The following is a 15,107-nucleotide window of genomic DNA, read 5'->3' on the forward strand; positions in this document are numbered from 1 at the left end:
GCTTTTCAGGCGTTATTAAGCATCTCAATGAGATTTTTCACCGGGTGGGAAGGCAACACCTGGTAGTCCACTTTTACGCCGCACCCGGCAATGGCGAGGAAATCCGCCACGTCTTGCGGCGTCACATAAACGGTGTCGCTGATTTTGGTTTTAGCCGCCAGGTTATCGGTGATACGTCCGTAATTGGCGACGTTCAGGTGCTTGATGGCGGGTACTTGCTCAATCAGGCGGCGGGCATCGGCCACATTGTTGACGATCACCAGGATTTTCATGTCCGCGGAGCGCGGATCGTTAAGGGTATCCCCGGCGTCCTTAACCGCCATGATGGCGCATTTCGCCGTATCCGGCGCCGCCATGCGCAGCGACATTTTCTGCACGTCGTTGGCCACGATCTGGTCGTTCGCCACGAGAATGCGGTTCACGCCCAGGTGCTTAGTCCATACCACCGCCACCTGGCCGTGGATTAATCGATCGTCAATACGAACCAATGAAATCATGTTTTTTTCTCCTGTTATTCGTCTTTACCAGTAGGGTGTCCAGATACGGGATAGGCGCACCAGCGCTTCGAAATAGAAATAATCGCCCCAGAGATTAGGCACATTAATGCCCATATTGCGGCCATGGTTGTATACCCCCTCGCGCAGCAGGCCATCTTCATGATGCGCGAAATAATGCTGGTGCAGATTGCGCATCATCAGGCCGATAGCGTTGATATAAGCGGGGCGCAGCGGATCGCTGAGCGGCAGTTGTTTCAGTAATTCGGCCAGCCCGCACACCGCGATCGCGGCGGCGGAGGTATCACGGAATGCGTGGTCCTGCGGCTTGAATATCAAATCCCAATAACAGACATAGTCATCAGGCAAGCGGTTAAGAAAGTAGTGGCTCAGCTTGCGCGACAGCTCGGTATAGGCGGCATCGCCGGTGTGATTAAAGCCGAGCGCAAAGCCGTACATCCCCCAAGCCTGCCCGCGCGACCAGCAGGAATCATTGCTGACCCCCTGATGGGTATCGCCGCGCAACGGTTGCCCGTTGTGGATATCCAGGTAGAAGGTATGAAAGGTGGAGGCGTCGTCGCGCACCAGATAACGTGAAGCCTGCGCCAAATGGCATCGGGCCGCCTCCCGCCACTGCCGGTTGCCGGTTTCGTTCGCCGCCCAGAACAGCAACGGCACATTCAGATTACAGTCGATAATCATGCGCCCCTGGCGCGCCGGATCGCTTAAATCCCCCCACGCCTGGATAACGCCTGCGGTGGGGTTAAAGCGGCGGTACAGAAATTCCGCGGCGCGTAACGCCAGGTCGCGCGCACGTTCATTGCCGGTCAGCGTCCAGGCATTGACGCAGGAAAGCAGATACAGAAAACCCAGGTCGTGAGTATCCACTTTGATCAGCCGGTCGAGACGCTCCTCGAAGCTTACCAGCAGCCCTTGCGCGCAGCGGCGGTATTTGTCGTCACCGGTGACCTCCCACGCCAGCCATAGAAGGCCGGTCCAAAAGCCCTCGGTCCAGTCCACTTTCTCTACCGCCGGGTAACGCCCGTCCCGCGCGCTGGCCGCTGGGAACGTGGCGGTAAAACGCGGCAACATGGCATCGATGCTTTTCAGCACGTCGCCAATCGCGGCCTGCAGCCATGCCGGCGTCAAATAGGATTGCCCCGCAGCGTAACGCGGGTCCAGGGATTCAAGCACGACGCTCATTGCTTTTCCTCCGCGGCGAAGAAATCATCATCATCGCGGTTAGCGCCGCCCAGATTCTGGCGCGCGCTGACAATTTCCGGCAGCGTATTCATATACTGCATGGCCTGGGTGGCCATATGGATAGCTTCCGCGATGCGCGCCGCCGTTTCCGCGAGTTCCGACATGCAGAACTCCATCAGCATGATCAGGTTAGCGCCGCTAATCACATGCATATGGGGAAAATTCATCATCACTTGAATCGCCGTATTATTAACGCTACCGCCTTTCATATCGGTAAACAGCACCAGCTCATTGCCGCGCCGCGCCGCTTCCAACGCGATAGCGTTGAAGCGCCGTGTCAAATCAGCCGTGGAGCCAATGTCGCCACAGTAAGCGCATATGGGAGTGACGCCATGATCGTTGCCGATAAGTAAATCAAGCCCGGAAATAATGCCTTTAGCATACTGGCCATGACTGGCGATAAAGACCTCTCGCATTCCGCTTTCCTTAAATGATTACTGATAACCCGCCCTGGCAATGCAAGAGCTATGCCATTAAATAAATTTTGTTTAAAAACAAAGGATTAATTATTGTTTTCCACACTAATATTTCTGTTTAAAGCACTGGAAAACCGAGTGTGGAAACATGTGCCCGACGGTAAAGTATGCCGCAAGGCCAAAGGACAGGGTCACGCCGGCTGTGGGGCGATCCAGGGCTCCATGATTTCATAAATCATCAGAACCTCGGTGACGGGCAGCGCGATGTGATATTTGCGGTTCAGCGCCAGGAAAAAGGTGTCATGCCCTGCGACAAAGGCGTGTTGGTCAGCGGTTAGCTGCGCGTCATCACGGTTACGCATCCCGGCATTGACCATGACGCGTTCAATCATTAGGGCAAGGTGCATAAATAAATTAATGCGCAGATAACTTTCGAAATGTATTTTATAAAAGGATTCGTACTGCTTAATGACCGCGTCCACCTCATCAATGATCACCACCGGATTGAGAAAGTTAAGCCTGCCGGCAACGCCTTCCACAGTAAATAATTTAACCACCTCGTCAATCATTGTTTCCAGTCCGTCCGAGGTCAGCAGATCGGTAAAATAGTCGCGGCGCAATACGGCGGTTTTCTCTTTAATCAGTTGTTCCACGCTTAACAGCGGAATATAGCCCGCATCCAGATCGGTGGTAGTGATAATAAGCCGCGTGCCGTTCAGCGCCGGGTCAGAGCGGGCGATTTTCCATTTCACATCGTCATATTCCATAGTGACGATATCAATCTGATCGCAGGCCAGATAACGCTGCACGATATCTTTGAGTTTGTGCGAGATGCCTTCGCCGGAAATACAGGTAATGATAATTTTATTTCCCGGCAGCACGCCGGCGTAGTAGCGGGTTTCCACTTCATAGGCGCCTTTGACGCTGTCGATAATGTCCTTCATCGCCAGGCGTGACTGGATCTTTGAGGCAATATCCAGCGCCATGGCGGTGCTGACGTTATTGATCACCAGCAGTTCGCCATGCAGATGGAGTTTTATTTCCTCATAAATCGCCTTCAGCGACCCCATATCCACCAGGATTATCAATCCGGCGCTCTGCTTGATGGCGTCCAGGTGCTTGATCAGCATATCAATGATCTCGCGTGTCGAGGTCGCGTTGGGCATATCGAAAGCTTTAAATATATAACCGCCGGTCAGCTGATTGGCGATACCCGCCAGACTGGACGCCGTGGAGCGTCCGTGGGAAACAATCACCCCCTGGATGAGGTCATCGTCACCGGCCAGGGTGTTAAATGCGCTGCCGAGCAGCGGCGGCAACAGTAAAAAAGCCTCATTAACGACGTGCTGTCGCAACAGGTCTACGCACTCACCGGCCAGCAACCGCGCCTTGCTGGAAACATAATCGGTTATCGCCCGCAGCTCATCGGCCTGTGCTGCGCCGCCGGCATGATGTAACGCGTAATTCAGGCACAGCCAGACAGCTTTGCGGTGATCCTGACTGAACGTCAGGCCGGTTAAGTTCTCCAGCTCATTGATGGCATGCATGGTGTTTTGCCAGACATAACCGCTGTAAGGCGAGGCCGGATTCAGAACGCCGCCGATCGTCGTCAGCAATTGTTCCAGCTTGCGATTGAGCAACAGCGTATTGCCGCTGTGGCAGAACTCTTTAAAAATGACGTCATCGCGCATCGCTTTAGGCAGCAACATCGACACATCAACGTCACCGGCCCGGTCACGGTGGGAAATCAGCAGCATTTCACCGCCGCCGGAATGGAGGTGCGGCGAATTCAGGGTGATAAATTTCGCGTTATCCCCGTCGCTCCATGCGCTGGCGCACATCACCTTAATTTGGTTTTTCAATTCGCCGATATTGCCCCTGATCGGCGACATGACCAGTTGATGCATAAGGGCGGCATCCAGATGAATATCCCTTGCCAGGCTGCGTGCCTCGCAATGCAGAAAATACTCGACCTGCGCCACCCGTTCAGTGAGCGGACGTGAGATGAAATTCGGCAGCGTGACGCGCACCGGGATGCGGCGGCGGAAAGTATTGAGCAACACGGTATCAATATTTTCTGTGGTGGCGAAAATAAACCGAATGCTGGCCGGACGACGGGTACGATTATCACCGAGGCGGTAGAAATAGCCTTTATCCATAAACAGGAACAGCTTTTCCTGGTTTTCGGCGGAGAGCCGGTGGACTTCATCAAGAAATAAAAAACCGCCGTCCGCCTCATCGAAGGCGCCGCGCTTCTCCCGGTCGGCGCCGGTGAACGCCCCCTTGATATAACCAAATAATGTGCCGGACAATAGCTCAGGATTATTGGCATAATCGGCGCAATTCAGCTCGATAAGCGGTTTATCAGCCGCGATAACGCCCCGTTCCAGCGCGTAGTCATATATCACGCTGGCGAGATGGCTTTTACCCACCCCGCTTTCACCGGCCAGCAGCACCGGCAGACCGCCGGTGGGATAATCTACCGCCGAGCGGCACATTAATACCGCTTGCGCCAGACTTCCCTCAACGCCAATCAGACGGCTGAAGGCATCCAGTGCTTTTTTTTCCACCCGCGCCAGCACGGATCGTGTTTGTGCCGTATTGACAAAAAAACGTACGGGCCGGGTGTTTTCTTTGATTAATTTCCCATCATCGCATAACCGATTGAGATAATGACTGATTACACTGCGGCCGATCGGCACTAAATTCGCGCAATCCAGCGCGGTAAAACCGCTGTGATTGCCCGAATAATGGGTCAATATGGACTGGTACAGTTTATCTTTTGCTGACATGGTCATGGTGACAATCCGTAAGAGAAACGATGCCCGGAAGGAATAGTTAGACACTAGACACTACTTTTCCCGTTAAACACTGAGCACTCTCCACCGAACTATAAAAAAATGAAACCGTGTTTTAACTATTATTTGATCTCCTTCACAATACCATTGCCCTCCTGTGCCGGCCCGGCCTATGCCCGCCGGCCGTCTCTGTGCCGTCATAACCGGCTATACCGTCAGGCATCTGCACGTCCTTAAACGGCGTCAGCAGTGCCCCGCCGCCCGCTGGGGGATAACGTCAGACGCTGACGCGGGAGAGTGAATTCGGCTATCCTGAGAGAGGTGATATCATGTAACAAGGAAAGATTATCTATGCTCCGTTCCGCATTTTTCATTCGCCTCATCAGCATAGTCACGCTGTTGCATGTGTATATCGGCGTGCGGCTCATTGCCGCCTTGCCTGTCGGCACGCCATTCAAATGGCTCGCGGCGCTGCTGCTGGCGATGTCTGCTGTGCTGATCCCGGTCGGCATGGCCGCGCGCAATATAAAAAAACAGCCGCTGTCGGACCGGCTGGCGTGGGCGGGATTACTCACGATGGGTTTCTTCTCGTCGCTGCTGGTGCTGACAGCGCTGCGCGATATAGTGTTGCTTTTGCTGCATGCCGTGGACAGTTTGCCGGGCGTCACTGCGGCGACGGCGGAGTTCACCGCCGTCAGCGCGCTGTGCGTACCGCTCGTTGCCATACTCCTCACGCTGTTGGGCGTTTACAACGCGCGCAGGAATGCGCCGGTGAAAAATATCGACATCCCTATCGCGGGACTGGCGGCGGGGCTGGACGGCTTTCGCATCGTGCAGATCAGCGACATCCACATCGGCCCGACCATTAAACGCGGCTATGTCGAGAAAATCGTCGCAACCGTGAATGCGCTTGAAGCGGACCTGATTGCGGTGACGGGCGATGTCGTCGATGGATCCGTGCCGCAGCTCGAGGCGGATACCCGCCCCCTTGGCGCGTTATCGGCGCGGCACGGGATCTTCTTCGTCACCGGCAATCATGAATATTATGCCGGCGCGGATACCTGGATCGCTGAGTTTCGCCGGCTTGGCTTCCAGGTGTTGATGAACGAACATGTGGTGGTTAACCACGGCGGCGCGCGCGCCATCGTGGCGGGCGTGACGGATTACAGCGGCGGCAACTTCGACCCGGCGCACGCAAGCGATCCGCAGAAAGCCATGCGCGGCGCCCCTGGCGATATTCTGTTCCGGCTTTTGCTTGCCCACCAGCCACGCTCTGCGACGGCCGCCTCGGAAGCGGGCTTCACGCTGCAATTGTCCGGCCACACGCACGGAGGCCAGTTCCTGCCGTGGCAGTTCTTTGTCCGTTTGCAGCAGCCGTTCGTACACGGGCTGGACAAGCTCAACGATCTTTGGGTATACACCAGCCGCGGCACGGGCTATTGGGGACCGCCGATACGACTGGCCGCACCGTCTGAAGTCACGCTCCTGCGTCTGGTGGCGCATCCGCCTGCCGGTTGATGGCGGGCGCCCTGATGGGGCGCGGCGATGTGCGCACCTATCGCCCATGGAGGCGATGGGAAGCCCGATCGATCGCCAATATAAAAGACAAAGAGATGCTTTTGCCTAATATGCTGGATCTTATTTCAATATCTTTACCTCTGATTTATGACTTCTTAACATAAATAAAAATGCTGTTTAATACCGGAACGATATGTGATTTCTTTCACATATCCAGCCATCAAATTTATTTATAACTTGATCTAACATTCGCTGGTTCCTTGAGCCGGTATAGTCTGTTTTACCATCACCGGTTTTCAAGAGGCCCATCATGTCCAGCGCAAATTTTCTCCAAACGGCTAACGAGGCTGGGATAGATTTCAAGAAAATCGTCGATACCCTGGAATGCCCTATCTACATAACCAACTCCAGCGGCGTAACGGAATATATCAACCTGGCTTACCTGCGTGAAAACCCCATCATAGAGGCTGATGCCATCCTTGGCCGGAGCATTGACGATATTATTAAAGAAGGAAAATATTTCAAAAGCGCGATTACCACCGAAGTCCTCAAACAAAAGAAAGAGGCCATGGCGTTTTTTGTTCATCATCTGTTACCGGAAAAAATGGCTTTTGTGTCAGGTATGCCGGTGCTTGATGAGGAAAACGAGATTGAACATGTGGTGTCTATCTTGTATGCGCAATCTTTTTTCCAGAAACTGCATGCCAAATTCAACTATCCGATTTATTCATTCGAATCCTATCATGAACCATTGGAAAAAATAACAGGGCCGGCTTCCCCACCTTTCGCTAATTTTATCGGTGTCAGCAGACCGATGGAAGAACTGAAGCGGATTATGCTGCGGGTCGCAAAAACAGATGCATCCGTTTTAATACGCGGAGAATCCGGCACAGGTAAAGAAGTGGTGGCTGAGAATATCCAAAAACTAAGCGCGCGGGCAGACCGGCCTTTTATCAAGCTTAATTGTGCGGCAATACCGGTCAGCCTTATAGAAAGTGAGCTTTTCGGTTATGAAAAAGGCGCATTCACCGGCGCCGGTTCAGGACGAGCCGGTTTTTTTGAGCAGGCCAACGGCGGAACAATATTCCTGGATGAAATCGGCGATTTACCCTTCGAGGCCCAGGCGAAATTGTTACGCGTCTTGCAGCAAAAAGAAATCGTCCGCTTAGGCGGAACTAAACCTGTCAAACTTAATGTCCGCGTCATTGCCGCCACCAATGCCGATCTGGATAAAAAAGTCGCCGAGAGAAAATTCCGTGAAGATCTTTTTTACCGCATTAACCTTATTCCGATTCATCTCGTCCCTTTACGGGAAAGAAAAAGCGACATTCCGTTACTGACTGAATATTTCCTGCATAAATTTGATGCTCTTTATAACAGAATAATCAGATTCCCCGCCCCGACGTTGACACTGTTAGTCAATTACGCCTGGCCGGGCAATATCCGCGAACTGGAAAACATCATTGAATATTTGTATATTTGTTCCGAGGAAAATTTCATTACCGAAGAAATCATCTCTCCGCTGCTATGCAAGAATGAACAGCATCCGCAACCTGACCATCTGGATGACGAAGCATTGAATTTTTGCGCCAGGCAACTGCGCCTTAACCATACCCTGCCGGATATTCTGTCGCAAATTGAAAGGACTGTATTAGCGCTGGCCCAGGATAAATATAAAACCACCTATCATATTGCCGCCGCCCTGGGCGTATCCCAGCCCACCATCGTCAGGAAAATGCAATCCCTGGGGCTGGGACGCAGAAGGTTCGGTACGGATACGAATATGATTTGCCATCAGCAATGATAACCGTAAACACATTTTGCCGGCGCCAGGACGGGCCGGCAGTTTTCCCTGTTCGCAGCCCTCACAGACCAAGCAGTTTTTCCAGCATGACGTTGACCTGGATCCAGAATGTGTAGCCATCCTCTGGTTTGACGTTGGTATAGGCATACTGGTAATTGGTGTTGTTCCAGACCCGAGACCCGGTCATCGTTAAATTGACCTCCGGCGTGAGCATAAAGGAAGCGTCGATACTTAACTGCTGTTCGTTACGCGGCACCTGCCACCCCGTTCCGCCCAGGGAATCGTACATATCCTGCAAATAACGGTGTTCGCCATCCGTCAGCCTGCCCCAGCGGAAAGTCAGGCCGTAGCTGTCATCGGGACGGCTCTGCCAGGGGCCCGACCAGATAAGCCCGACATCAGCCAACGTGGCTATTCCCGTGTAGGCATCCGATTGCAGGGTTTGCGACCAGCTGCCGTGCAGACTTACGGCGCTGGGCGCGGGATTGTGGGGATCGGCCCCGCCATCACGCCGCCATAAGGCTTTTTTTGCCGTAAGATAAAAGCCGGAAACCCCTTTATGGGTAATCACCGCCGAGCTGCCGTCGTATACCTTCGAGGTGCCGTTCACCGTGGCGTAGGCATCGTTGTATTGCAAATTATTGTGGAACGCCAGGACCTCCCAGTTGAAGGGATAGGGCTCCTGCCGCCAGCTGGCGCGCCGCGCTAAATTAGCGACCAGCAGGGTACTGCCGGTATCTAAGTCGTCGTCCCACCGTTCCCAGCCGTTGGTGAACGGAAACGCCTGGTAGGTACGCCAGACACCGATATTGGACTCCAGCGCCGGCGTAAAGTGATAGCTGGCGCGTGCGCCCCAGCCGGCGTAAGGCGCGGGGGCGAACCCCGCGGTTTTATTCAGTACGGTATTTATACAGGACGACGGCACGTTACAGTTGCTGAAACCGACAAACTGGCCGGGATTGCTCTTGCCCAGTTCAATGGAGAGCCGATCGTTAAACAGTAGCTGTTCATAACCGAAACGCAGCAAATGCGAGACCTTGGGGATATAGGGCGGCGGATCGCCGGCCAACATGCCGCCGGCGTTATTGCCATAGAGAGTATTATGGGCGAAGGGCACCCATAGTTGCATAAAGTGGACCGTGCCGCCGGGTATGAATCCCATACGATCGAGATCGAAATCCGCGCCGGCAAAAAACATCGTGTAGGCCTGCTGCTCGTCGGTGGAAGTCCCCGCGCTGGGGTTGCCCAGCCAAAGCTGAGAGGCCATGATATGTGGGGTAACGCCGTGCTCCGACAGCCATCCCCCGGCATCGGACAGCGGCCGTCCTGAAGATTCCGCGTCGCTGGCGGCAAACGCCGCGCTGCTCGTCAGCGCTATGCCGCAGGCGATCGCGCCGGAACATAGCATTCTATTCCATATATTATGAGGCGTTATTTTCATTGTTCTATCCCATTGAGGTAATAGGACGGAAACGGCCGGCCACGAATATATTCAATGACGGCCCAACCGCGATAGCATGCCCTATTCCGGGCGCGCTAGCAGCGCGTTGTTTTTCCGGCTCTGGTTATCATCGATAATTACATTTTGTTAAAACATCAGATGTCATAACTACCTAATATTACTGGCAGTCAGGATTATTCTTTAAATAACCGCGTTATTACTTCTGCGTTTCCTGCACAAAAACATCGCCATCGTTTTTATCCAGGCGTAAAAAAATAAAGCAACATAAAAACAAACCAAAACTCATCAATAAAAATGACACATGGTAATTTTCCAGCCCCCTGGCGTTAGCGGCGTAGTTAACATAATGAAGCACCGTAAATGTTAACGTAACGCTTATTATGATTGAAAGCAGCTGGCTCAGTATCAGCAAGCTGTTGCCGGCGTGATAGGTCTCATCAGTTAACTCGCTGAACGTCAGAGTATTCATGGTGGCATACAGGACAGAAGTAAACACCCCCAGAATAAATATCAATATAACGACGCTATCCAGCGAACCGTTCAGCCCAGGAAGAGTCAAAGAATAGATTAACGCAGCACTTACCGTCGTCGCGATAAGCAACAAACACCGGTAGCCGCACCATATCAATGCCGGGCGCAGCAGGAACCGGGCGCTTATCGAACCCGACGCCAGCGACAGCATAATGATACTGACACCCCTCGGTGAATAGTTAAATTCCCGTTGCAGCATCAGCGACAGGACTAAAGGTACCGACGCTATAAAAATCCGCACGCAAATATTACTGGCTATGCCTACGGCAAAGGTTCTGTGACGAAACAGCGAAAGAGTGAATAGCGGATCATTGGTATTATCTTGGTGGTTTTTATAGCGATATAACAACAGCATTGCTATTAGGAAGAATATAATTACCCACATTCCGGTAAAATAGTGTTTACCGATGCCCAACAAGCCAAGCAAGATTAATAACAATGCCGGTACCACCAGCATAAATCCTATGGTATCGAATTTTCCCCGCATACTTGATGTTAGCTGTTCGGGCATATATTTTTTTGCCAAGACGACACAGATCAGGCATAGAGGAATATTTACCAGAAAAATCATGCGCCAGGAGCATGTGGTTATCAGCAGTCCGCTTAGCGGCGGTCCCAGCAGCGTTCCGCCCAACCCCAATAACGTGATCTTATTTAAGGCGGATAATTTTTCCGCCGGGAGGGTCGTTTTTAAAATGACCACGCGCGTCACCGGCAGCATTAGCGCTCCCCCAATGCCCTGTAAAAAACGCGCCAGGATAATGGCGGTTAACGTATCCGCCGCGGCGCACAAAAACGAGCCAAGGCTAAATAAGCCCAACGCTAAGAGATAGATTCGCCGATAGCCGTATGTATCCGCCAGCCAGCCGCATACCGGCGTAAAAACCATCACTGTCAGCATATAAGACACCACCACCATCCCCATGCTAAGGGAGGACTGATGTAATGCCTGCGCCATGGAGGGGATAGCCAGATATAACATGGTGGTATCCAAAGATTGCATAAAAAAAGTTAATGATGCAACGCTCACAAGCCAGGTTAAGTTGTTCATTTATGCCATTACCATCTGTCCCGCATACAATATAAACATGCGCAGCATAAACACGCTGCACAATGCGACGCCCGACATCGATAGCCAATAAACTTTATGGGAGGTGATACGGCCTGCGCACAGCAACCTTAAAGCCATAGGCAATACCATACCCAGTCCCACCACGCCAAGCCAAAACACGGCCCCCCAAAAACCGCTCAGGGCATTTAATGCCGCGGCCTCCTTTTGTCCGCCGCCAAAAATCAGGCCGATAAAGAAAACCGCCAGCAGGCCAAGCTCGGTCAAGATAAGCGGCGGTTCCAGTCGATGAATAAAAGCCAGGGACGGCGAATAAACCGATTGTTTACAGAACGCCAGTCCGCAAAATATCGCCATGGCCACCCCGGATGTCAGGCCGGAGACCAGGAAAAGCAGAGGCAATACCGGGTTATTCAATAACGGATAGGATTTCAGGGCCAGCAAGAGGAAGCCGGTATAGACCCCGAGCAGAATGGCCAACAAAAATACCGCCATATCAAGCCGGCGTTCCCATCCCGCGATGAAAAAAATAATCCGTTTCAGCCATCTTGATTTAATCATATCAAGGAGGTATTGCTGATAGATGGCGATAATCCAGAGTATGAGCACCGCCATATAAACCTGGAATAACATTACCCCCAGCGACATAACCGAATGGGGATTATAAAACACCATCAAATACCAAAAAGTCCACGAACGCGCCAAATGGAAAATAAGGATCACCAGCCCAAGAACAACCGTTAAAGGCGCAATAACTACCGTCGCCTTGATAATGCCGTCGCTGCCGGCATTTGCCACGAGGAGTTGCCTTTTAAGCAAAACGGCTATGATGACCATGCCTGATGAAATACCTATTAATAATAAGTAAATGGCAATGGGCCAATCCCAGACCAGGGTAGCGAAATGAAACGCAGTGTTCATCCTCGTATCTCTCCAAATTTGCCGGCGATATGATAGAGCTTGGGGTGAGTGCCTAAATATACTTTTTCACGGTATACCGTTTTGCTGGCGATAAGTTTGGCGATATCGCTGTCGGGATCGTCCAGATTACCGAAGGTCAGCGCCTTCACCGGGCAGATCGCCACGCAGGCGGGGGGCTTGCCGGCGGCCAGATTGGTATCCCGGCAAAAATTGCACTTATCCGCCGTTTTCGTCAGCGGATGGATGAAGCGGACATGATAGGGACAGGCGGCGATACAGTACCGGCAGCCAACGCACCGATCGTGGTGGACATCAACTATGCCCGTTGTAGCGTCTTTATAAGAAGCGCCGGTAGGGCAAACCGCAACGCACGGCGGGTTATCGCAATGCTGGCAGGATTTACGCTTGAACTGTCGCGAGGTTTTATCCATCTCCCGGTACGTGCCGTTATCCAGAATATCCAGCCGTGTGACTTCCTCCGGAACATTATTGACTTTGTGACAGGCCCGGACACAGGCACGACAGCCAATGCAGCGGGTTTCGTCATGGATCATGCCGTAGCGGATATTACCCACAATGAGAGTTTGCGGATTAATGACCTCCGCCAGAATACGGTTAATTGAATTGGCCGCCAGCACGGCTCCGCCTATTCCCATAATAAACCCGCGACGCGACACGCCCATAACGACCCCTTATTTAAATATAATGCGCGAGCAATGCTTCATCCCTTGCCGGTATCCTGAAGCAAGGTATTATGCTCCTGTATTTCACCAGCCCATTTGACTGTATAGGGTACAGTTTGAAGACACTGTTTAGCCCTCTCGCCCTGCTGATATTAATGAGCGGCCGCGATGGTTTCCGCCGCGTTTTCCCCGGCAATGCGGCCTGAATTCAGCGCAAAGCCATTAGCTAAGCCTTCATAAGGCGGATAAGAGGGTCCGCTGTAAAAACCTCCGGCGACATTGCCCACCGCATATAATCCCGGGACAGGTTTGGCGTTAATATCGGTGACCTGTAATTTGGCGTTAACCCTTACCCCACCGATGCTGCTTAAACTCACCACCTGGGTTTCAAATGCATAGAAGGGTCCGGTTTTCACCGGATAAATCAGATAATCCGGTTTTTTGCCAAAGTCCGCGTCAACTTTGGCTTTGATCAGATCGTTATAACGGGAAACGGTTTTCTCCAATTGGCCGGCTTCCACACCCATATTTTTTGCCAGTTCCTCCAGGGTCTGTCCTTTGAAAATATTTTTACTTTTACCCCCATCGACGGCGGCATCCGCCAGCGCCGTGAAATCGCCGCCCTTAGGAGGATTGGCCGGGCCGGCGCCGGATAAAGGAAAGGGGAATGTTTTTTTGGTATAGGCATTCAAAGTCTGATTATCGAGAATTATGTAATATTTACCGCCCACCGAATAAGACACATTGGCCCAGTAAGCCGAATCATACACCAGGCCTTCATCGCCGAATCGCTCACCATTGGCGTCCACCCATAATAATGGTGATTTTAGTAACCAAATAAGAGGGCTGTCATTTTCGGCATTGCCTTTATCGGCCGAGGCCGACGATGTAATTCCCACCAGTTTACAGGCGTGAATCAATGCGGAATGAAAGTTCCATTCCGCCCCGCCGGCGGTCCAGGCCATTTTGATACCTTCGCCCTGATTCGGCCAAGCCAGGATATGAATATTCGGTGTATCCATCACGTCCCGTATTAATTTTTCATTACCGCCGAACCCGCCGCTGGCAATGATAACCGCCTTGGCGTGGACGATTAATTTGCCACCGTCCGCCTTTTGCGCAGTCACGCCGGTGACTTTGCCGCCTTGTTCCTGAATCAATGCTGTCACAGCGGTACTTTTGAGCACTTCTCCACCGTATTGCTGGAAGGCGGCATAAAGGCTTTTATAGGCGGCATTGGTATTGAGATAATGGTGGTAAATATCGGACTTGATCGGATCATCCATGTGCGCCTGCTGCAATTGGTTGGTGTCTTTAACGGCAGTCTTGATTTCCAGCTTCACGCCGTGCCGTTCCATCCAGTCGGCCGTTGAACCGGATTTATACACAATGGCTTTAGTCAGCGGGCCATTGGATAAAAAGTGGTTATAATCCAGCAGCCGGTGCGTCAGATCCTGCGGGGTATATTTCATCCCTAAGGATTTTTGCAGCGCCGATCCCACGGCAAAAAAGCCGCTGGCCATATTACCGCTGCCGCCCACCACCGCGGATTTCTCAATCACCAGCACCTTAGCGCCTTTTTCCGCCGCGGCCAGCGCGGCGGCGGTGCCGGAAGTGCCGCCCCCCATGACCACCACATCCACCGTTTTCTCCTCATCGGCGACAGGGTCTGCGGTTTTAGCCGATACGCTGGTGTATTTGCCGATATCCGCGCCGGCCTTCAGCAAGGCCGCCTTGGCGGCTTGCTTAACGGCATCGCTGGTTTCGGTGGCGCCGGTCATGCCGTCCACGTCCAGGCTTTGCCTATCAAGGATGGACTTGGCGACCAGAGGTCCCGCCACGCCGCCCAGTTCAGGGGTTTCTCCGGATGCGTCGGCGACGATATTTTTAATCGTTCCCGCTTGATCAATGGAAACCGTGACCCTGACATCACTCTCCTTGCCTTTGGCCGCAGCCGTATAATCGCCGGCGGTAACAGCCGCGTTGGCCGACAGACCCGCAGAGCAGCCCAGAATGAGCGCAACCAGTGCTGATAAGCTTTTTTTCACGTAATCGTTTTTCATAGAATATCGTTCCGCTTATATAAGTTTTATCTACCCGCGATATTGAGCAAAGTTAGTGCCAATATTAATCCACGTCCGAATTTAT

The 15,107-nt window shown here is 52.5% G+C and carries 11 protein-coding genes; 2 read left to right on the top strand and 9 right to left on the bottom strand.

Annotated elements, in window-relative coordinates:
* Window positions 1–5: 5 nt before the first annotated feature.
* The 4 genes from ACL2XM_RS12145 to ACL2XM_RS12160 all read right to left on the bottom strand — a co-directional run bounded on the left by ACL2XM_RS12145 (window position 6) and on the right by ACL2XM_RS12160 (window position 4,971).
* Window positions 6–497 (bottom strand): PTS system mannose/fructose/N-acetylgalactosamine-transporter subunit IIB, encoded by a 492-nt coding sequence (locus tag ACL2XM_RS12145; protein WP_413728575.1) that lies wholly within the window; start codon window positions 495–497, stop codon window positions 6–8.
* A gap of 24 nt (window positions 498–521) precedes the next feature.
* Window positions 522–1,697, bottom strand: a complete 1,176-nt coding sequence (locus ACL2XM_RS12150; protein WP_413733024.1) for a glycoside hydrolase family 88 protein — start codon at window positions 1,695–1,697, stop codon at window positions 522–524.
* Complete coding sequence (locus ACL2XM_RS12155; RefSeq protein WP_410015536.1) at window positions 1,694–2,173, bottom strand: PTS sugar transporter subunit IIA; 480 nt, start codon at window positions 2,171–2,173, stop codon at window positions 1,694–1,696. The genes ACL2XM_RS12150 and ACL2XM_RS12155 overlap by 4 nt, the downstream gene beginning before the upstream one ends.
* 191 nt (window positions 2,174–2,364) lie before the next feature.
* Entirely contained in the window at window positions 2,365–4,971 is a 2,607-nt protein-coding gene (locus ACL2XM_RS12160) for a sigma 54-interacting transcriptional regulator (RefSeq protein WP_413722554.1), read from the bottom strand.
* Window positions 4,972–5,322: 351 nt separating this feature from the next.
* On the opposite strand from ACL2XM_RS12160, the gene ACL2XM_RS12165 reads away from it, so the two are divergent.
* Together ACL2XM_RS12165 and ACL2XM_RS12170 are read left to right on the top strand one after the other, a co-directional pair.
* Window positions 5,323–6,489 (top strand): metallophosphoesterase, encoded by a 1,167-nt coding sequence (locus tag ACL2XM_RS12165; protein WP_413730598.1) that lies wholly within the window; start codon window positions 5,323–5,325, stop codon window positions 6,487–6,489.
* 310 nt (window positions 6,490–6,799) lie between these two features.
* On the top strand, window positions 6,800–8,293 hold the full coding sequence (locus ACL2XM_RS12170; RefSeq protein ID WP_413730599.1) for a sigma-54 interaction domain-containing protein: 1,494 nt from the start codon (window positions 6,800–6,802) through the stop codon (window positions 8,291–8,293).
* Between the two features lie 61 nt (window positions 8,294–8,354).
* Here the strand turns inward: ACL2XM_RS12170 and ACL2XM_RS12175 are convergent, their stop codons facing one another.
* From ACL2XM_RS12175 to ACL2XM_RS12195, 5 genes are all read right to left on the bottom strand, one after another.
* The gene (locus tag ACL2XM_RS12175) at window positions 8,355–9,701 is read right to left on the bottom strand and encodes a carbohydrate porin (protein WP_413733027.1); all 1,347 of its coding nucleotides are present in this window, start codon (window positions 9,699–9,701) and stop codon (window positions 8,355–8,357) included.
* A 250-nt stretch (window positions 9,702–9,951) separates the two neighbouring features.
* The gene (locus ACL2XM_RS12180) at window positions 9,952–11,337 is read right to left on the bottom strand and encodes an MFS transporter (RefSeq protein WP_413730600.1); all 1,386 of its coding nucleotides are present in this window, start codon (window positions 11,335–11,337) and stop codon (window positions 9,952–9,954) included.
* Window positions 11,338–12,276 (bottom strand): cytochrome c nitrite reductase subunit NrfD, encoded by a 939-nt coding sequence (gene nrfD, locus ACL2XM_RS12185; RefSeq protein ID WP_413728581.1) that lies wholly within the window; start codon window positions 12,274–12,276, stop codon window positions 11,338–11,340.
* Complete coding sequence (locus ACL2XM_RS12190; protein ID WP_410015543.1) at window positions 12,273–12,959, bottom strand: 4Fe-4S dicluster domain-containing protein; 687 nt, start codon at window positions 12,957–12,959, stop codon at window positions 12,273–12,275. The genes nrfD and ACL2XM_RS12190 overlap by 4 nt, the downstream gene beginning before the upstream one ends.
* A gap of 152 nt (window positions 12,960–13,111) precedes the next feature.
* Complete coding sequence (locus tag ACL2XM_RS12195; RefSeq protein ID WP_413733028.1) at window positions 13,112–15,022, bottom strand: FAD-dependent oxidoreductase; 1,911 nt, start codon at window positions 15,020–15,022, stop codon at window positions 13,112–13,114.
* Window positions 15,023–15,107: the final 85 nt, after the last annotated feature.

Origin of the sequence: Sodalis sp. RH20, from assembly GCF_047324205.1 — a bacterium.
In the GTDB taxonomy this organism is placed as follows: domain Bacteria; phylum Pseudomonadota; class Gammaproteobacteria; order Enterobacterales; family Enterobacteriaceae; genus Acerihabitans.